General features: G+C 76.3%; 18 protein-coding genes and 1 riboswitch. Of the genes, 10 read left to right on the top strand and 8 right to left on the bottom strand.

The genetic code is table 11. The features are described 5' to 3' along the window. The first annotated feature begins 79 nt into the window (after positions 1–79). A complete protein-coding gene (locus tag ACI79A_RS12360) occupies positions 80–1,546 on the top strand; it encodes an LGFP repeat-containing protein (protein ID WP_457083509.1) in 1,467 nt (488 codons plus the stop codon). A 107-nt stretch (positions 1,547–1,653) separates the two neighbouring features. After that, positions 1,654–2,253, top strand: a complete 600-nt coding sequence (locus ACI79A_RS12355) for a hypothetical protein (protein WP_457083507.1) — start codon at positions 1,654–1,656, stop codon at positions 2,251–2,253. A gap of 16 nt (positions 2,254–2,269) precedes the next feature. Here ACI79A_RS12355 and ACI79A_RS12350 read toward each other — a convergent pair whose 3' ends face one another. The 3 genes from ACI79A_RS12350 to ACI79A_RS12340 are packed head-to-tail and all read right to left on the bottom strand — an operon-like array spanning position 2,270 to position 3,864. Beyond that, positions 2,270–2,800, bottom strand: coding sequence for a DUF488 domain-containing protein (locus tag ACI79A_RS12350; protein ID WP_457083505.1), 531 nt, complete (start codon positions 2,798–2,800; stop codon positions 2,270–2,272). 5 nt (positions 2,801–2,805) lie between these two features. Beyond that, entirely contained in the window at positions 2,806–3,264 is a 459-nt protein-coding gene (locus ACI79A_RS12345; protein WP_457083503.1) for a cupin domain-containing protein, read from the bottom strand. 9 nt (positions 3,265–3,273) lie between these two features. Then, positions 3,274–3,864 carry a class I SAM-dependent methyltransferase gene (locus tag ACI79A_RS12340; RefSeq protein WP_457083501.1) on the bottom strand — a complete coding sequence of 197 codons (591 nt, stop codon included), beginning with the start codon at positions 3,862–3,864 and terminating at the stop codon, positions 3,274–3,276. A gap of 108 nt (positions 3,865–3,972) precedes the next feature. Here ACI79A_RS12340 and ACI79A_RS12335 point away from each other — a divergent pair, with 108 nt between their 5' ends. After that, positions 3,973–5,307, top strand: a complete 1,335-nt coding sequence (locus tag ACI79A_RS12335; RefSeq protein ID WP_457083499.1) for a DNA polymerase IV — start codon at positions 3,973–3,975, stop codon at positions 5,305–5,307. Positions 5,308–5,397: 90 nt separating this feature from the next. Beyond that, the gene (locus ACI79A_RS12330) at positions 5,398–6,339 is read left to right on the top strand and encodes a tetratricopeptide repeat protein (protein WP_457083497.1); all 942 of its coding nucleotides are present in this window, start codon (positions 5,398–5,400) and stop codon (positions 6,337–6,339) included. Positions 6,340–6,360: 21 nt separating this feature from the next. Here ACI79A_RS12330 and thiD read toward each other — a convergent pair whose 3' ends face one another. The 3 genes from thiD to thiM form a co-directional block, all read right to left on the bottom strand. Next, positions 6,361–7,179, bottom strand: a complete 819-nt coding sequence (gene thiD, locus ACI79A_RS12325) for a bifunctional hydroxymethylpyrimidine kinase/phosphomethylpyrimidine kinase (protein WP_457083495.1) — start codon at positions 7,177–7,179, stop codon at positions 6,361–6,363. After that, positions 7,176–7,841: a thiamine phosphate synthase gene (gene thiE, locus ACI79A_RS12320; RefSeq protein ID WP_457083493.1), complete on the bottom strand. Its 666-nt coding sequence runs from the start codon at positions 7,839–7,841 to the stop codon at positions 7,176–7,178. The genes thiD and thiE overlap by 4 nt, the downstream gene beginning before the upstream one ends. Beyond that, entirely contained in the window at positions 7,841–8,635 is a 795-nt protein-coding gene (gene thiM, locus ACI79A_RS12315) for a hydroxyethylthiazole kinase (RefSeq protein WP_457083491.1), read from the bottom strand. The genes thiE and thiM overlap by 1 nt, the downstream gene beginning before the upstream one ends. After that, positions 8,628–8,721: riboswitch (TPP riboswitch) on the bottom strand. Its footprint overlaps the gene before it by 8 nt. A gap of 58 nt (positions 8,722–8,779) precedes the next feature. Here thiM and ACI79A_RS12310 point away from each other — a divergent pair. From ACI79A_RS12310 to ACI79A_RS12300, 3 genes are all read left to right on the top strand, one after another. After that, positions 8,780–9,247 carry a GNAT family N-acetyltransferase gene (locus ACI79A_RS12310; RefSeq protein WP_457083489.1) on the top strand — a complete coding sequence of 156 codons (468 nt, stop codon included), beginning with the start codon at positions 8,780–8,782 and terminating at the stop codon, positions 9,245–9,247. 190 nt (positions 9,248–9,437) lie between these two features. Continuing rightward, complete coding sequence (locus ACI79A_RS12305; RefSeq protein ID WP_457083487.1) at positions 9,438–10,043, top strand: hypothetical protein; 606 nt, start codon at positions 9,438–9,440, stop codon at positions 10,041–10,043. Then, a complete protein-coding gene (locus ACI79A_RS12300) occupies positions 10,040–11,449 on the top strand; it encodes a LamG-like jellyroll fold domain-containing protein (RefSeq protein WP_457083485.1) in 1,410 nt (469 codons plus the stop codon). Before ACI79A_RS12305 ends, ACI79A_RS12300 begins: the two co-directional genes overlap by 4 nt. Before the next feature lie 6 nt (positions 11,450–11,455). On the opposite strand, the gene ACI79A_RS12295 is transcribed toward ACI79A_RS12300, so the two are convergent. After that, a complete protein-coding gene (locus ACI79A_RS12295) occupies positions 11,456–13,273 on the bottom strand; it encodes a helicase (protein WP_457083483.1) in 1,818 nt (605 codons plus the stop codon). A 120-nt stretch (positions 13,274–13,393) separates the two neighbouring features. Between ACI79A_RS12295 and ACI79A_RS12290 the strand changes: the two genes are divergently transcribed. After that, complete coding sequence (locus ACI79A_RS12290; RefSeq protein WP_457083481.1) at positions 13,394–14,227, top strand: alpha/beta fold hydrolase; 834 nt, start codon at positions 13,394–13,396, stop codon at positions 14,225–14,227. Next, positions 14,224–15,951: a 5,6-dimethylbenzimidazole synthase gene (bluB, locus tag ACI79A_RS12285; RefSeq protein WP_457083479.1), complete on the top strand. Its 1,728-nt coding sequence runs from the start codon at positions 14,224–14,226 to the stop codon at positions 15,949–15,951. The genes ACI79A_RS12290 and bluB overlap by 4 nt, the downstream gene beginning before the upstream one ends. Positions 15,952–15,973: 22 nt before the next feature. On the opposite strand, the gene ACI79A_RS12280 is transcribed toward bluB, so the two are convergent. After that, positions 15,974–17,311 carry an endonuclease/exonuclease/phosphatase family protein gene (locus tag ACI79A_RS12280; protein ID WP_457083477.1) on the bottom strand — a complete coding sequence of 446 codons (1,338 nt, stop codon included), beginning with the start codon at positions 17,309–17,311 and terminating at the stop codon, positions 15,974–15,976. A 186-nt stretch (positions 17,312–17,497) separates the two neighbouring features. Here ACI79A_RS12280 and ACI79A_RS12275 point away from each other — a divergent pair, with 186 nt between their 5' ends. Next, complete coding sequence (locus tag ACI79A_RS12275) at positions 17,498–18,343, top strand: helix-turn-helix domain-containing protein (protein WP_457083474.1); 846 nt, start codon at positions 17,498–17,500, stop codon at positions 18,341–18,343.

Below are 18,343 nucleotides of genomic sequence, written 5' to 3'. Positions count from 1 at the left end.
AGACAGCGGGGAGCTCCAGGTGTTCGGTCTGCGTCGGTCCGTCCGGCGGCCCGGTGGCCGTGTGCGGTCGGTCGGTCTCGTGGCGGTCGCGGCGGCGGCGCTGCTGGGCGCGCCCGGTGTCGCGTCGGCGGAGGAGCCGACGGCGGTCGAGCGCGGCGCCGGCTGGGCCACCGACGGCGACCCCTCTCCCGCAGCTGGGCAGGCCACGGCGCAGGCCGCCCCGCCGGTGGCCGCCGCCTCCTCCCCGATCGCCGCCAAGTACGCCGCGACCGGGGGGTCCGCCGGTCCGCTGGGCCTCGGGGTGGGGGTGGAGGACTGCACGCTGACCGGTGGCGGGTGCGTCCAGGAGTACGAGTACGGCGAGATCGTCTGGTCCGCCGCCACCGGCGCCCGGGCGCTGACCGATCCCGACATCTTCCTCGCCTGGTACGACGCCGGACTGGAGGCCGGGTCGCTGCGCTACCCGACCAGCGACACCTTCTGCGGGCTGCCGGCTGACGGCTGCGGTCAGCACTTCCAGGGTGGGTCGATCTACTGGTCCCCGCCCGCCGACGCCGCGGTCATCGTCCCCGACTCGGTGCGCCGCATCTGGTCGAGCGGCGGTTGGGAGCGGGGCAAGCTCGGCTACCCCCTGCAGGACCAGGAGTGCACCCTCAGGGACGGCGGCTGCCTGCAGCGCTTCCAGCGGGGCGGCGTCTACTCCAGCCCGAGGACGCCGACGGTCGCCGTCCTGAACGGCGTCGTCCGCAACCGGTGGGGCGCCGGCGGGTGGGAGCGCGGCTGGCTGGGCTACCCGACGAGGGACACCTTCTGCGGGCTGGCCGGCGGTGGCTGCGGGCAGCACTTCCAGGGTGGGTCCATCTACTCCTCCCCGGCCGGCGCGTTCGCGGTGTCTGCTGGGATCCGCGACCGCTGGGCCGCCCAGGGCTGGGAGCGTGGCATCGGCCTGCCCACCAGCGAGGCCTTCTCGATCGGCGCCGGGACGGCGCAGCACTTCCAGCGCGGGTCGATCTACCCGACCCCCGGCGCGCCCCTGCTGGTCGTGCCGGGCGCCTTCCGGGACGCCTACGCCCGGCAGGGCTGGGAGCGCGGCTTCCTCGGCTACCCGCTGTCCGGCGTCTTCTGCGGGCTCAAGGACGGCGGCTGCGGCCAGCACTACACCGGCGGGTCCATCTACTCCTCGCCGGCCGGGACGTTCGTGATCCCGAGGGCGATCGTCGACGAGTGGTCGAAGCAGGGCTACGAGCGCGGCGGCATGGGCTACCCGACCTCCGCGGTCTTCTGCGGCCTGCGCGACGGTGGCTGTGGCCAGCACTTCCAGGGCGGGTCGGCCTACGCGGGCGGCCCGATCACGAACGGCTACCGGGCGATCGTCAACTTCGTCTCCGGCCCCATCCGGGACGCGTGGGCCGCACAGGGCTGGGAGCAGGGCCGGCTGTCCTACCCGGCGGGCGCCATGACCGTCCGCAACGGGCTGGTGAGCCAGCCGTTCGTCGGTGGTGGGATCTCGGTCCGTGACGGGCGGGTCTCCGTCTGGTACCGCTGACCCTCCGGGGACGGTGCCACGGCCAGCCGATCGGGTGATCGGCCTCAAGGTGCCGCCGCACCTGCCGATCACTTCCGAGAACGTTCGTTCTCGATGAGGAGTGCCCCATGCTCGGACTGGTCCCTGCCCTGCTCGCCAAGGTCGCCTCGGCGGGCCTGGGCGTGAAGCTCACCGCGGGCGCCGCCGCCGTCGTGGTCGCCGGTGGAGGTGCGGCCGCCACCACCCAGGTGGTGCAGTCCGCCTCGGAGAGCACGTCGGTGACCGCGCCGGACACCACGGTCGAGGCAGTCACCACCGAGGAGCCTGCCGCGCCCGCTGACCCGACCACCGAGGAGCCTGCCGCGCCCGCCGACCCGACCACCGAGGCCCCCACCACCGAGGCCCCGGTCGAGCAGGAGTCCCCGGTCACCGAGCCGGTCGTCGACGAGACCGTCGCTCCCGAGCCCGGCACCGACGAGGACGCCGGGACGTCGCCGACCCATGGCGAGGCCGTCTCCGAGGTGGCCCACCAGAGCTTCGACTCCGGGCGCGAGCACGGTCAGGCCGTCTCCTCGGTTGCCCGGCAGAACGGCGGCGGCAAGAAGGACCCTGCCCCGGCCCCCGCGCCGGCCGAGGAGACCGCCGAGGTCGCTCCGCAGCAGGCGGTCGTGGAGCAGAACGGCAACGGCAGCGGCAACGGCAACAACGGGCGCGGCCGCCAGGGCTGACCCCCGGCCGGCCCGGTCAGGACCGGGCCGGCCAGCGCACCGCGCCGTCGTCCCCGAGCACCGCGCCCTCGGCCGGACGGTGCGGTGCCAGCCGGCCGTCGGGCATCAGGTGGTGCACCGGTGCGCCGTGCGCCAGGACGGCGACGTCGGCGACGAGCCGCCGGTGGCAGCGCCACCACACGCTCTCACTGCACATCACCGCGACGACCCGCTCCCCGGCGGCGGTGAGCACCTCGTCCAGCGCGGTCGCGAACTCCGCCGTCCGGGTGTGCGCGGCGTAGGCGGCGAACTGCGCCACGGTCCACCAGTCGTCGACGACCGGCTCGCCCGGGGGCAGCCGCCGCCGGCCGCCCAGCCGCGGCTCCCAGCGGTAGGCCACGTCGAGCTCCGGCAGCCAGGCCTCCAGCGCCTCCCGCCGGACGTCGGGGTTCACCCGGCTGCCGGGGAAGCGGCGCACGTCGACCAGCTCGGCGATCCCGGCGGTCCGCAGCCGGTCGCCCAGGCGGGTGCGGTCGTCGGGCCCGTGGCCCACGGTGAGCAGCGGCACGCCGGTCAGTCGCGCAGGTTGAGCTGGTCGTGCCGGAGGGCGAAGTCGTCGATCTCCGCCGTCGTCGGCGTGCGGCCGCCGGCGTGCAGCTCCAGCAGCCCGGTGAAGTAGTCCTCCCGCGGGATGCCCGGGGTGAACAGGATGAGGAACCGGGCGCCGACGTCGTCGCCGGCGGACCGGAAGGCGTGCACCCCCGACCGCGGCACGTAGAGCAGGTCCCCGGCGTGCGCGGTCGTCCACTCCCCGTTCGCCAGCACCGCCAGCGAGCCCTCCAGCACGTGGAACGCCTCGCTGAACGTGCGGTGCAGGTGCGGCCCCGGCCCGCTGCCACCGGGGGGCATGGTCACCTCGAACAGCCCGAAGTCCCCGCGCGTCTGCGCTCCGGTCGCGACGAACCGGGTGCGCCCCGCGCTGGGCTGGTCGTCCCGGCGGGAGAACGTGGCGGGGTCGGGCAGGTGGGTCATGCCGCCGTCCTACCCCGTCCGCAGCACCGCGACCAGGAAGTCCGACTCCGGCGTGAACGGCCGCAGGTCCCAGGTGGACAGCAGCAGGTCGGGCACGAGCCCGGCGGCCCGGACGTCGTCCAGGAACTCGTCGAAGTCGTAGCCCCGGCCGGCGCCGAAGCCGATCGCCGCGCGACCGCCGTCGGCCAGGTGGGCGCCGAAGCGCTCCAGCACCGTGCCCCGGGTGCTGGGGGCGAGGAAGGCCATCACGTTGCCCGCGCACACGATGCCGTCGAAGCGGTCGGGCAGGTCCAGCTCGGCGAGGTCGCCGACCAGCCACCGCGGGCCCGGGTGGTCGGCCTCGGCGGCGGCGATCAGCACCGGGTCGACGTCCACCCCGACCACGTCGTGCCCCTCCGCGGCGAGGAAGGCGCCCACCCGGCCCGGGCCGCAGCCGGCGTCGAGAACCCGCGCGCCGCGCGGCAGGAACGCGTCGACCAGCCGCGCCTCGCCGGCCAGGTCGGCGCCCTGGGCGGCCATCACCCGGAACCGCTCGGCGTACCGCGCCGAGTGCTCCGGGTCGGCCTGCGTGATCTGCACCCACTGGCTCTGCTCGGTCATGCCCTCGTCGCTCCTCGTGCTCGGTCGGTCGGGGAGATGATGGATCACCCGGGGGAGCAGCCCCGTGGCGGGCCGGCGTGTTCCCGGGCGGAGGGAGGTGTGGACGGCGTGCGGCGCGAAGCGAGCATCCTGCACCTGGACCTCGACGCCTTCTTCGCCGCCGTCGAGCAGCGGGACAAGCCCTCGTTGCGCGGTCGTCCGGTGGTCGTCGGCGGCACCGGCGGCCGCGGCGTGGTCGCCACCGCCTCCTACGAGGCCCGGGCGTTCGGCGCCCGCAGCGCCATGTCCACCGCCGAGGCCCGTCGGCTCTGCCCGCCCGGCACCGCGTTCCTCGGCGGCCGGTTCGCCGCCTACCGGCGCACGTCGGAGGTGGTCATGGGCCTGCTCCGCGAGCTCTCGCCGCTGGTCGAGCCGGTCTCCATCGACGAGGCCTACGTCGACCTGGCCGCCGGCGGGCACGACCTGTCCGTCGCCGGCGTCACCACGCTGGCCCGCGACCTGAAGTCCCGCATCGCCGCGGCCACCGGCGGGGTCACCGGCTCGGTCGGCGTGGCCACGTCGAAGTCGCTGGCGAAGATCGGCTCCGAGCTGGACAAACCGAACGGGCTCACCGTCGTCCCGCCCGGCTCCGAGCTCGAGGTGCTGCACCCGCTGCCGGTGCGCAGCCTCGGCGGGGTGGGCCCGGCCACCGCCGAGCGGCTGGCCAGCATCAAGGTGACCACCGTCGGCGAGCTGCACCGGCTGTCGCTGGTCGACCTGACCAGCCTGGTCGGCCAGGCGCACGGCACCGGCCTCCACCGGCTGGCCCGCGCCGACGACGACCGTCCGGTGGTGCCCGACCGGGAGGCGAAGTCGGTCAGCGCGGAGGAGACCTTCGCCCGCGACCTCACCGACCCCGCGCGGCTGGCCGCGGAGATCGAGGCGCTCGCGGTGCGGGTGGGCACCCGGCTCCAGCGCTCGGGCACCTCGGGGCGCACCGTCACCCTCAAGGTGCGCCGCTACGACTTCACCACCCTGACCCGCTCGCAGACCCTGCCGCACCCGGTCGACGCCCCCCGGCAGATCGCCGAGGTCGCCCACCGGCTGCTCGCCGGGGTGGACCGCAGCGGTGGGGTGCGGCTGCTCGGCGTCGGCGTCTCCGGATTGTCGACATTCGTGCAGGGCGACCTGTTCGCCGAGCAGGACACCGGTGCGGTGGTGAGCACGGAGGAGCCGGTCGAGCCGCTGCCGGCCGATCCGGCCCCCGGGCCGTCGGTGACCGCCTGGTACCCCGGTCAGGACGTCGTCCACACCGGGCTCGGCGCCGGCTGGGTCTGGGGCAGCGGGCTGAACCGGGTGACCGTCCGCTTCGAGGGACCGCGCACGGCGCCCGGGCCGGTCCGCACCCTGGCCGCCGACGACCCGGACCTCGCCCCCGGCGACCCGCCGGACTGGACCGGCTGAGTCGCGAGCCAGCCGGCGGATCCCCCGGACTGGTCAGTCCGGGTGCGCAGGCGGTCGACGGACGACCGCGGGCCACCCCAGACTGCCCGCATGACCCGGGACGGCGCGGCGGAGGCCGAGATCGACGACCTCATCAACCGTGGCTGCGACCTGGCCGAGGCCGGGGACCACGCAGCCGCGGTGGTCGCGTTCGGCCGGGCCGCCGCGCGCGGCTCGGCGCTGGCCTGGTTCAACCTGGGCAACAGCCTGGCCGAGCTGCGCCGCTGGGACGAGGCGGTGCACGCCTACGAGCGGGCCGCGGCCGACGGTGAGGACGACGCCTGGCTCAACCTGGCGATCGCGTTGTTGCACGTGGAACGGTGGGCCGACGCCGAGGAGGCCGCGCGGGAGGCGCTGGCCGCCGGTGACCGCGCCGCCTGGGCCACCCTCGGCACCGCCCAGCTGGAGCAGGGGCAGCGTGAGGAGGCCCGGGCCGCGTTCCGCCGCGGCGCGGAGCTCGGTGACCCCGACGCCGCCGTCCACCTCGCCTGGTCGCTGCGCGAGGAGGGCGACCTGTCCGAGGCGCAGGCGTGGCTGCAGCGCGCCGTCGACGCCGGCGACGCCCACGCGCGGGCCGTGCTGGCCTGCTGGCGGTGGGACGAGACGCGCGACCCGGCGCTGGAGGGCGAGCTGCGGGCCGGGGCCGACCGGCACCCCTCCACCCGGGTCGACCTGGCCGACCTGCTGCGCACCGCCGGCCGACTGGAGGAGGCGCGCAGCGTGCTCGAGGCCGGGGCGCTGCGCAGCGAGGAGGAGAGCTGGCGGCCGCTGGGCGGCCTCCTCGCCGAGGAGTTCGACCACCCGGTCGCGGCCGCGGCCGCCTACCGGGCGGGCATCGACGCCGGTGACCTGCACTGCCACCACGACCTGGGCGTGCTGCTGCTGGAGCAGGGCGACGTCGACGGCGCCATCGAGCAGCTGCTGCGCGGGGCCGAGGGCGGCGACCAGATGGCCGCCCGGCTACTGCGCCGGGTGCTCGACGCGGAGAGCTGAGCCCTCACCACCAGCCGGCCCTCACCACCAGCCGGCGAAGTGGTGCACCGGGCCGTGCCCGGAGCCGATACTCAGCGTCTCCCCGGCGGCCAGGGCGGCCTGCAGGTAGTCCCGCGCCTGCTCGACCAGCGGCGCCCAGTCCACCGGCCGCCCCGCCTGCCGTTCGCGGGCGGCCAGCGCGGCCAGCGCGGAGGAGAGCGTGCACCCGGTGCCGTGCGTCGACGTCGTCTCGATGCGGGGTCGCCGGGTCTCTACCACGCGATCAGCGGTGACCAGCACGTCGACGCTGTCGTCCCCGCCCAGGTGCCCGCCCTTGAGCAGCACCGCGGCCGGGCCGAGGGCCAGCAGCGCCCGGGCCTGGTCGGGCAGCTCGTCGACGGTCGTGGCCGGGGCGACGTCCAGCAGGGCGGCGGCCTCGGGCACGTTCGGGGTGATCAGGTCGCTGACCGGCAGCAGGTCGGCGCGCACGGCCGCGACCGCATCCTCGGAGATCAGCCGGTCACCGCTGGTCGCCACCATCACCGGGTCGCACACCACCGGGCCGCCCGGCCGGCCGGCCAGCGCGGCGGCCACCTCGCGGACCACCTCCGCGGTGCCCAGCATGCCGAGCTTGGTGGCGTGCACCGTCACGTCGGCGAACAGGGTGCGCAGCTGCTCCCCGACGAACTCCGCCGGGACGCCGTGCACGCCGGTGACACCGCGGGTGTTCTGCGCGGTGAGCGCGGTCAACACCGCGGTGCCGTAGGCGCCCAGCGCGCTGAACGTCTTCAGGTCGGCCTGGATGCCGGCGCCGCCGCTGGGGTCGGAGCCGGCGACGGTGAGGGCGACGGCGGCGGTCATCGGTCGATCAGCTCCTGGGTCAGCGCGGCCCGCAGCTCGCGGGCGGCGGCAGCGGGATCGGGGGCGGCGCAGATGCCGGAGACGACGCAGACGCCGTCGACGCCGGTCGCCCGCACCTCGGCGGCGTTGGCGACGGAGATGCCGCCGATCGCGACGGCGGCGATCCCGCCGGCCTGTGCCCGGGCGGCCAGCGACCGGGTGCCGGCCAACCCGAGCCCCGGGCCGGCGTCGGGCTTGGTCGGGGTGGCCCACACCGGGCTGAGCCCCACCACGTCGACCGTGCCCGGCGGCAGGGCCAGCGCCCCGTCCAGGTCGGCGTCGTCCCCCACCGAGACCCCGACCAGGGCGTCGGGGCCGAGCAGGGTGCGCACCTCGCCGGCCGGCAGGTCGTCCTGGCCGACGTGCACCCCGTCGGCGCCGGCGAGCAGCGCGACGTCGACGGCGTCGTTCACGAACAGCCGCACCCCCGGGGTGGGGGCGAGCACCGCCTGGACGGCGCGGGTGAGCGCGAGCAGGTCGCGCCGGCCCGCGGTCTTGTCCCGCACCTGGACGGCGGTGACCCCGCCGGCCACCGCGGCGGCGACCACCTCCGGCACCGATCGCGGCGCGCACAGCAGGGTGTCGGTGACCAGGTAGAGGGTGGGGTCGAAGGCGCGTCGCATCAGGCGGCGCGGACGTCGGCGCGGGTGAGCGCCTCGCCGTCGAGGGCGTCGAGCGCGTCCAGCCACTGCGGCGCGAAAGTGCCCGGCCCGTCGGCGAGGTCGGCGGCGACCTCGGCGGCCAGCGCCACGTGCGCGTGGGCGGCGACGGCGCCCAGCAGCGGGTCGCCGGTGGCGGCGACGTAGGCGGCGGTGAGCGCGCCCAGCGCGCAGCCCGCGCCGGTGGTGCGGGTGAGCAGCACCGAGCCGCCGCCGACGCGCAGGGTGCGCTCGCCGTCGGTGATGACGTCCACGGGCCCGCTCACCGCGACCACGCCGCCGGTGCGCCGGGCCAGCGACGCGGCGACCTCCACGGCGTCGTCCGGGTCGGCGGTGCTGTCCACCCCGCGCCCGCCGGCCCCGGCGCCGGCCAGGGCGAGCACCTCGGAGGCGTTGCCGCGGACGACCGTGGGCCGCAGCTCGACCAGGTCGGCGGCAAGCGAGGTGCGGAACGCGAGCCCGCCGACGGCGACCGGGTCGAGCACCCACGGGGTGCCGGCCTCACCCGCAGCGCGGGCGGCCAGGCGCATCGCGTCGGCCGTGCGGGCGGAGACGGTGCCGACGTTGACCAGCACCGCGGAGGCGACGGCGGCGAACTCCCCGGCCTCGGCCGGGTCGTCGACCATCGCCGGGGCCGCGCCCACGGCGAGCAGCGCGTTCGCGGTGATCGTCTGCACCACGGTGTTGGTGAGGCAGTGCACCAGGGGTGCGGTGTCGCGCAGCGCCTCGTGGGCGGTGCGCAGGGAGGTGGCGTCCACGCGGTGACATCCCTTCGCCAGTGCGAACTGGAGCAGGTTCGACGGGTGTGATCTCAGTCCCGGGTGGGACACCCCGTGTCAGGGCATCGACGCTAACACCGCACCGCGGCCACCGGGTGAGGAGCGGCTTGCGACGATGACGCGGTGACCGATGCACGGGTGACCGGTTCGCCCCGCCTCCGCCAGGCGCCGTTCGCCGAGCTGACCCCGGCCGAGCTGTACGGCATCCTGCGGCTGCGGGTCGACGTGTTCGTCGTGGAGCAGGCCTGCCCGTACCCCGAGCTCGACGGCCGCGACACCGAGCCGACCACCGAGCACCTCTGGTTCGCCGCCGACGACGGCACGGTGCTGGCCACGATCCGGGTGCTGCACAACGGCGAGGACCGCGCCATCGGCCGGGTGGCCACCGCCGTGGGCGCGCGAGGCCGGGGGCTGTCCGCGGCGCTGATCCGCCGCGGTCTCGAGCTGTGCGCGGGCCGCACCGTCGACATCGGCGCCCAGGCGTACCTGGAGAGCTGGTACGAGCGCTTCGGCTTCCGCCGGTCGGGCCCGGACTACGACGAGGACGGCATCCTGCACCTGCCGATGCGGCTGGTGTCCCCGCAGCTCTGAGCTCGGCGGCGCCGGACCACCCTGCGTGACCGGCCTGCCCGGATGTGCGTCACGTCCTCCCGACTTCGGTCACCCAGTGGAGTGGCACGGTCACCTGGAGTCTTCCAGGCCGGACCGTCCGGTCCTAGCGTCGGGGGCTGCAGGAGGTGGCCGGAGCGGCCGACTCCCCCGGATCCCCGGAGAGCCAGGCATGACGAGGGTGACCCTCCGCCGTCCCAGCCGTCGCGCGACGCGACGCGGGATCGTCGTGTCCTCGGCCGGCGCGCTCGTCGTCGCTGCCGCGCTGGTGTGGCAGGCCGCGTACGCCGGGTTCACCGCCGCCACCCCGACGTTGGCCGCCGGCGTCAGCACCGGCACGGTCGCGGTGGCCAACGAGATCGAGGGCCTCGGCACGTTCACCCTGCCCGCGCTGCGCCCGGGGGTCACCTACACCGAGTGCATCGCCGTGACCTCCACCGGCTCCGAGCCGGCGCAGGTGCGCCTGTACGTGAAGCAGCGGACGGCCACGGTCTCCGGGCTGACCGAGGCCCTGGACTTCAGCTGGACCGCCGGCACCGGTGGCGGCGTCAACGACGACTGCGCCGGCTTCACCGCCCTCACCGCGCCGCTGGCGACGACGCTGGCCCGGTTCCCCACCACCTACGCCGACGGCGTCCTGCCCTGGGACACCGCCGGCGGCGCCGCGCCCGAGCGCCGGACCTACCGGGTGAGCTTCGCGCTGTCCGAGGACGCGCCGACGAGCGTCAAGGGCGCCTCGGCCAGCGTCACCTTCGCCTGGGAGGCGCAGCAGCGATGAGCAGCACCACCTGGCGGCAGGGCTGGACCGCGCTCGTCCTGAGCACGCTGAGCCGCATCGCGCTCGGCGCCCTGGCGCTGCTGCTGGCGGCCTCGGTGCTCCCCGCCCTCGTCGGCTGGCAGTCCAGCGTCGTGATGTCCGGCTCGATGCAGCCCACCTTCTCCCCCGGCGACGTCGCCGTGGTCCGGCCGGTCGCCACCGGCGCGCTGGAGCCCGGCTCGGTCGTGCTCGTGGACGACCCGGACCTGCCCGGTCAGCTGCGGCTGCACCGACTGGTCGCCGTGGAGTCCGGCGGGCTGCAGCTGAAGGGCGACGCCAACCCCCGGGCCGACGGCTCCCTGGTCGACCCGGCCGACGTCCACGGGGCGGTCGCGTTGCGCCTGCCGCTCGTCGGTGAGCCGGCCGTCTGGCTCGCCGAGCGGCGGGTCTGGCCGCTGGTGGCCGCGGTGCTGGGGCTGGCCGCGCTGCTGGCGCTCGCCGTGGCCCACCGCCGTCCCGACGACGCCCCTCCGGCCGGACCACCGGCCGAGCGGACCGACGACGGGAAGCGACCCGGCTGGGGCGGCGTCCGGCGACCACCGGCCCGCGTCCTGCGCCGGGGCACCGTGCTCACCGCCGCCGTGGTGCTCACCGTCTCGCTGCCCGGCGCCACCGCGGGTTTCAGCGACACCGCGTCCACCCCGCGGCTGACCGTGCCGATCGCGGCCGCCTGGAACTGCACCGATGTCGCCGGCGGGGCCAACGCCGCGCAGTACTACCGCCTCCAGGAGACCCGGGGCAACGTCGCGAGCAACACCGGTGCGGCCCGGACCGCGGGCAACGGCACCTACGCCGGCAACCTCACGTCGACCGCGAGCGGCGCGCCGTGCGGGGTGGGGGACGACCGGGCGATCGTCTTCGACGGCAGGAGCGGCAGGGTGTACAGCACCCAGGCCGTAGCCGGCCCGCAGACGTTCTCGCTGCAGCTGTGGTTCCAGACCACGACCGGCGGGGGCGGCAAGCTGATCGGCTTCGGCAACGGTACGAACGGCGACCTGTCCAGCAGTTACGACCGGCACGTCTACATGACCGACAGCGGGCAGCTCGTCTTCGGCGTCTACAACGGTTCCATCAGCACGGTGACCAGCCCGCGGTCGTACAACGACGGTGCGTGGCACCTGGTGACCGCGACCTTCTCCGCCGGCGACGGGCTGCGCCTCTACGTGGACGGTGCGCTGGTCGCGAGGGGCTCGGCGACGGGGGCGGAGCCCTTCACCGGGTTCTGGCGGATCGGCTTCGACAACCTGAACACCTGGCCGTCGGCTCCCACGAGCAGGTACTTCGCCGGGTCGCTGGCGCACGTGAGCATCTACGGCACGGTGCTCAGCGCCGCCCAGGTGCGGGACGCCTGGCAGATCACCCGCTGACGGGGATCAGTCAACACCGGTCAGCGAGGCGGCGGGCAGCCAGTCGGCGTCCAGCAACTCGGCGATCTGCTGCAGCCCGGCGGTGTCCCCGCCCGCGGTGGACCCGGTGACCGCCAGGCGCTCGACCATCACCCGGGCGACGTCCTCCTCGACGGTGTCGGCGGCGAACGCGACCCGCCACGGCGACACCTGGTGGTCGCGGTGCGTGCGGCCGGTGACCTGCCGGGCCGCGATGCCGGAGAACCGCGGCTGGTGGAACAGCCCCACCCGCGGGGTGGTCGAGGCGACGAGGCCGCCGGGCAGCTGCTCGCCGGCGTGCAGGCTGATCGAGGCGGTCACGGTGAACACGCACACCGGCGCCTCGCCGGTCTGGAACCGCAACCGCTCCGCCTCGACGTCGAAGCGGTCCCGGCCGTAGATCCCGGCGACGGCGATCCCGCCGTCCAGCAGCGCCTCGCGGATCGGGTCGGCGGCGGTCTCCACGAACTCCGCCGACACGGCGACCTGCCGGTCGGCCTCCACCTGAGCCGTCACCCAGTCGACGGTGGCCGCGGCCCGGATCAGCCCGGCCTTCTGCCGGAAGCGCAGCAGCGCCGCCCGGCCGCGGGCGGTCTCCCGCTTCCGGCGGGCCAGCTGCATCTCGGCGCGGAACTCCGACCACTCCGCCTCGTACTGCGCGCGCTCGGCCGGGGTCAGCTGGACCGGGGTGCCGGTGACGGACACCGGCCCCCAGGGCGCGGGCCGGTGCAGGGTGGCCGGCGGGTCGGTGTCGGCCAGCCAGCTGCGCAGCCGGGCGAGGTCGGCGCGGCGCTCGTCGGCGTCCTCGGTCCACGCCCAGCCGTAGCGGCCACGTTCCACGTGGAACCCGTGCGCGGCGAGCCGGGCAGGCAGATCGGCCCACTCCCGCAGCGGCTCGCCGTGCAGCGTGGCGAAGTGCGGCGCCAGGTAGGGCAGCTCGAGCGGGGTGTGCGCCGGCGTCGCCGTCGCGAGCAGCACGAACGGGGCGTCCTTGACCCGGCCGCTGCCGGAGACCGCCTTCCAGTGCTTCCACCGCTGGGTCGTCGTGTGCCGCACCATGTGCGCCTCGTCGGCGACGACGACGTCGAAGCCGTGCCCGGTGGCCTTCGTCGCGGCGGCCACCTTGCCCAGCCGGTCCCAGGTGGTCACGCACCAGCGCAGGCCCTGCCCGCCAGGCGCAGCGCCCCCGAACCCGCCGATGGAGCGGGCCCAGTGCGGCACGGTGATCGCCGCCGGGCGGTCGGCGACGACGAGCACCCGGCGCACCGGGCGGGGGGTGGCCGCGCGCTGCTCGGCGATCCGCTGGACGGCGAGCACGGCGGTGCCGGTCTTCCCCACCCCGGGGTCGTCACCGAGCAGGAACATCCGCCCGCCGGCGGCCGCGTGCGCCGCGATCACGCCCGCGCCGGTGACCTGCTGCTCGCGCGGGGTCATCGGCCGGGCGGCCGGCAGCGGACGGGGGACGGTGTTGAGCTCGTCCTCCAGGTACCGCTCCAGGCTGTGCGGCGGCGGGTCGTAGGGCTGCAGCGCCGCCGGGAGGGTGGCGCCGACGTACACGTGCGCGGAGAGCCCGGCGTGCCAGCTCGCCCCGGGCGCGGGAGCCCGGAAGGGGACGGCGAGCACCCACACCCGCTCCCCCGGCCCGGCCACCGGCAGCTCCGGCGCTGCCTTCTTCGGGGCTGCCTTCCGGGCGGCCGCCGTGCGGGCCGGGGCCGCCTTCCGCGTGGGGGCGGCCTTCCGGGTGGTCGTCGTCCGGGCGGTGGTGCTGGTGGACGAGCGGGTGGCACGCCGGCGGCGTCCGGGCACGGGGATCTCCTCGCAGCGGTGGTGCAGTGAGCCCGTCGACGGTAGGTGCGGGCACCGACGATCCGGTGCAGGGACATGGGCTGGGCGCACGATCACCGGCTCATCTGATGGGATCGGGGCATGACCGACCCGAACCGGCTGGCGGCCCGCACGCTCGGCGACACCGGACCCCGGGTGGTCTTCGTGCACGGCCTCTTCGGCCAGGGGCGCAACTGGACGACGATCGCCAAGGCCCTGGCCGACGACGGCCACCGGGTCACCCTGCTCGACCTGCCGAACCACGGGCACTCGCCGTGGACCGACCGGGTCGACTACGGCGACATGGCCGAGTTCGTCGCCGCGGAGCTCGCCCTGCTCGGCGAGCCGGTCACCCTGGTCGGGCACTCCATGGGCGGCAAGGTCGCGATGCAGCTGGCGCTGCGCTGGCCGGAGCTGCTGCGCGCGCTCGTCGTCGTCGACATCGCGCCGGTCGACTACCCGGAGACCGGCGGGCGCACGGACGACCCGGACGAGGAGGCCTCGGCGTTCGCCGCCTTCATCGCCGCGATGCAGGCGGTCGACGTCGACGCGCTGGAGACCCGGGAGGACGCCGACCGGGCGCTGCGCGATGCGGTGCCCAGCACGATGGTCCGGGGCTTCCTGCTGCAGAGCCTGGTCCGCGACGGGCAGGAAGGGTGGAAGTGGCGATTGAACCTGGAGACCCTCGCCCGCGACCTGGGTGAGCTGCGGCGCTTCCCCGAGCCCGAGCCGGGAGCGACCTACGACGGCCCGGTGCTGTGGATCGCCGGGGCGAACTCGCACTACGTGCTGGACGACGACCGGCCGCGGATGGACGAGCTGTTCCCCTCGACCCGGCTGGTGCGGGTGAAGAACGCCGGGCACTGGGTGCACTCCGAGCAGCCCGAGGTGTTCCTGGAGACCGTCCGGCGGTTCCTGCAGCAGGTCGAGCGATGACCACCTGGCCCCGGCCGGTGCCGCTGATCGGCGACGGCAGCGCCGCCTCCGAGCGCGCCGCCGACCCGACCGGCTGGGCGCTCCCCGAGGCCGACCGGGCCGGGCTGTACCGCGCCATCGGCGCCCGGCGCGACGTCCGCCGCTACCGGCCCGACCCGGTGCCCGACGCGGTGCTCACCCGGGTGCTCACCGCCGCCCACCAGGCGCCGTCGGTGGGGCACAGCCAGCCGTGGCGGTTCGTCGTCGTCCGCGACCCGGCCATCCGGGACCGGGCCGCCGTGCTCACCGACCGGGAGCGGCTCCGCCAGGCCGCGCAGCTGGAGCCCGAGGCCGGCGCCCGGCTGCTGGACCTGCAGCTGGAGGGCGTGCGGGAGGCGCCGTTGGGCGTCGTCGTCTGCTGCGACCGTCGCACCCCGGCGGCCGGGGTGCTCGGGCGGGCCACCTTCCCGGACGCCGACCTGTGGAGCTGCGCCACCGCCATCCAGAACCTGTGGCTGGCCGCCCGCGCCGAGGGGCTGGGCCTGGGCTGGGTGACGTTGTTCCGCCCCGAGGAGCTCGGGGAGCTGCTCGGCCTGCCCGAGGGGGTGGTCACCCTGGGCTGGCTGTGCCTGGGCTGGCCCGACGAGCGGCCGCCCGCGCCGGGGCTGGAGCGGGCCGGCTGGTCGCGCCGGCAGCCGCTGGACGATGTGGTCCTCACCGACCGCTGGCCGGACGCCGACGCCGCGCCCCCGCCGAACCGGCTGCGCAGCCCGGAGCCGGCCGCCGTCGTCGGTGCCCGCGACCAGGCCGACCGGCTGCTCACCCCGCCCGGGTCGCTGGGCGTGCTCGACCGGGCGGTCGACCGGGTCGTCGCGCTGGGCCGCACCGGGCTGACCGGCGGCACCCTGCTGCTCGCCGCCGCCGACCACCCCGTCACCGGCTCCGGGATCTCCGCGTTCCCCGTGGCCACCACCCGGGACATCGCCGCGGCCGCCGTCGCCGGACAGGCGCTGGGGGCGACCGCCGCGCGCTCGGCCGGCCTGGACGTCGTGGTCGTGGACGCCGGGGTGCAGGGAACCGCGGTGCCCGGGGCGCTCGACGTCCGGCCGGCCGGGGCACGCGGCGACCTGGTGACCGGCCCGGCGCTGACCGCCGACGACGCGGCGGCGCTGCTGGCCGCCGGCCGCCGGCTGGGCGCCGAGCACGGGGCGGCGACCGGGCTGGTCGCCCTCGGTGAGGTCGGGGTGGGCAACACGACGGTCGCCGCGGCGCTGGCCGCCGGCCTGCTCGGGCTCGAGCCCGCGGACGTCGTGGGCCTGGGCGCGGGCGCGGACTCGGCGATGGTCGAGCGCAAACGCGCCGTGGTCGGCGCCGCGCTGGACCGGGCCGGCGCCCGGCTCGACCCGCTCACCGCGCTGGCCGAGCTGGGCGGGCCGGAGCTCGCCGTCCTCGCCGGCGCGGTGCTGGGCGCCGCGGACGCCGGGGCGGTCGTCGTCGTCGACGGGTTCGCCACCTCGGTGGCCGCGCTGGTCGCCGTCGGGCTGGAGCCGGCCGCGCAGTCGGCGCTGGTGGCCGGTCAGCGCAGCCGGGAGCGCGGGCACGAGCTGGTGCTGCACGCGCTCGGCGTCGAGCCGCTGCTGGACCTGCGGCTGCGCGCAGGGGAGGGCGTCGGCGCGGTGCTCGCCGCCGGGCTGCTGCGGCAGGGGCTCACCCTCCGCCGGGAGGCCGCCCGCGTCGATCGCTGAGCAGCCCCCCGGACGGCGCGGGTCAGCGGTGGTGCGTGCCCTGCAGTGCGATGTCCACCCACACCATCCGGTGGTCGGAGCTGGGGAACCCGTTGGTGAACTGCGGGTCGTAGACCCCGGTCAGCCGCGACAGCGGGTCGTCCGACGACGGCCAGAAGACCCCGGCGCCGCAGACCCGGAGCCGCTTCGACGGCAGCACGTGGTCGACGCGGAGGTTGCCCGGGTCGGTCTCCCCGTCGGCGAAGTCGGCGGTGTCGAGGGCCGGGTCGCCGTCGTGCCCGAGGTTCGCCCCACCCTGCCGGGCCGCCGCCTCGGCCGCCCCCTCGCTGGTGGGCCGCGGATCCTGGACCTGCCGGAGCCCGATCACCTGGTCGGCCGCGCCGGGCAGCCCGTTGCCGTCGTCGGCCGGGTCGGCGTTGAGGTCCCCCATGATCACGAACCGGTCGCGCGGGTGCAGACCACCGGGTTCCCCCTGGTCGTCGTAGATGTAGGAACCCTTCCCCGGGGTGACGTAGTCGGCCCAGAAGCGGATCTCGTCCGCGTTGCGCAACCCGTTGCGGTCCTCCGGCCCGTCGAAGGTCGGCGGGGTGGGGTGGCTGGCCAGCACGTGCACGGTCCGCCGGCCGATCTGCACCGGGACGTCGACGTGGTTCTTGCTGGACAGCCGGACGACGTCCAGCTCCTCGGCGGAGTAGAAGTCGGCCGGCTCGGGGGTGGCCGGGTCGTCGGGCAGCCGGGCACCGGGCATGTCCGCCCACCGGAACTCCTGGAAGGTGCGCACCTCGTCGGTGTCGATCGGGTGCTTCGACAGCACCGCGAAGGCGTACTGGCCGGGGAAGGTGCCGAAGCCGAACGAGTCGTCCCCGTAGGCCTGCCCCTCCGTGCCCACCGTGCCGTCGTCGTTGAGGTCGAAGCCGCTGGCGACGCCGGTGTTCGACGCGAACACCATCGCGTACGGGTACTCGATGGGCTCGGCCTCCTCCCCCGCGGGGCCCTGGCCGACGGCGAGGAAGTTCTCCTGGAACCGCTCCAAAGCCAGCCCCTCGGCGTCGTGGTCGAACTCGTTCAGCAGCAGCACGTCGGGCCGCTGCCGCTGGACGACCTCGGCGACGTTGCGCACCTCGGCGTCCTGCGCCTCGTCGTCGGCGTCGGCCAGGTCGTCGGCCAGCTCGCCCTCGGTGGTGCGGAACATCGAGACGTTGTAGGTGGCGAAGCGCACCGGCTCGGCGTCGCGGCCGTAGCCGTGGCCGCCCGAGCCCGCGGCCGCCGGACCGGCGGTGACCAGCGGGACGGCGAGGGCCGCCGCGAGAGCCAGGGCGCCGGCGGAGGCGCGCGGTGCGCTGAGGTGGGACGGGTGCACGGGGACCTCCGAGGGAGTGGGACGCCGCGCGGGAGGGGCCGGCGCTGACCGACACGGTGCGAGGAGAGGATGGCGGCCCGGCGCCTGTCACGGCGACCGCAGGCGACGGGACCGCGAACCCCGGGTTGCCGGCGGCGTGGCGGTGACGGAGCGCAGGTCGGCGCGTCCGCGTGCCATCCTCGGACCGTGACCAGCGAGTGGGTCGGGCACCGGCCGCACCCGGCGCTGCGCGGGCTGGTCGCCGAGGCCACCGGGTACCGGCAGGACGGGCTGGCGCCCGGCCTGCACCGCGGGCTGCCCTCTCCCACGCTGACGTTCGTCGTCACCCTCGACGACCCGCTGGAGATGGCCGCGCACCCCGATCCGCGGCAGGCGCCGGGCCGCTACGCCGGGCTCGTCGGTGGGCTGCACACCGCGCCCGCGCTGATCCGCCACCCGGGGCGGCAGGCCGGCGTCCAGTTCGCGCTGACCCCGCTGGGCGCCCGTCGGCTGCTCGGGGTGCCCGCCGGTGCGCTGGCGTCCCTGGACTGCCCGGTCGAGGACGTCCTCGGCCCGGATGGAGCCGAGCTGGTCGAGCGGTTCCGGGCGGCGCCCGACTGGCCGGCCCGGTTCGCGGCCCTGGAGCAGGTGCTGCTGCGCCGGGTGCGCCCGGACAGCGCGCCGGCGCCGGAGGTCGCCGAGGCGTGGCGGCTGGTGCTGGCCTCGGGTGGGCGGCTGCGGGTGGCCGACGTCGCCGATCGGGTCGGCTGGTCGGCGCGCCACCTGCTCACCCGGTTCCGGGCCGAGACGGGGTTGACCCCCAAGGAGGCCGGCCGGGTGGTCCGGTTCTCCCGCGCCCGCCGGGCGCTGCAGGCCCGGGCCGGGGCGGGCCGGCCGCTGGACCTCGCCGGCCTGGCCGTCGCCGGCGGCTTCGCCGACCAGGCGCACCTGACCCGGGAGTGGCGGGCGTTCTCCGGGCTGCCGCCGTCGCGCTGGCTGGCCGAGGAGTTCGGATACGTCCAAGACGGGCGGCCGCCCGTGTCGACAACCTGA

The sequence above is a fragment of the Modestobacter sp. SYSU DS0657 genome (genome assembly GCF_054050925.1).
The sequence above is the reverse complement of the archived record's forward strand: the minus strand, read 5'-3'. Positions and strand labels throughout refer to the sequence as shown.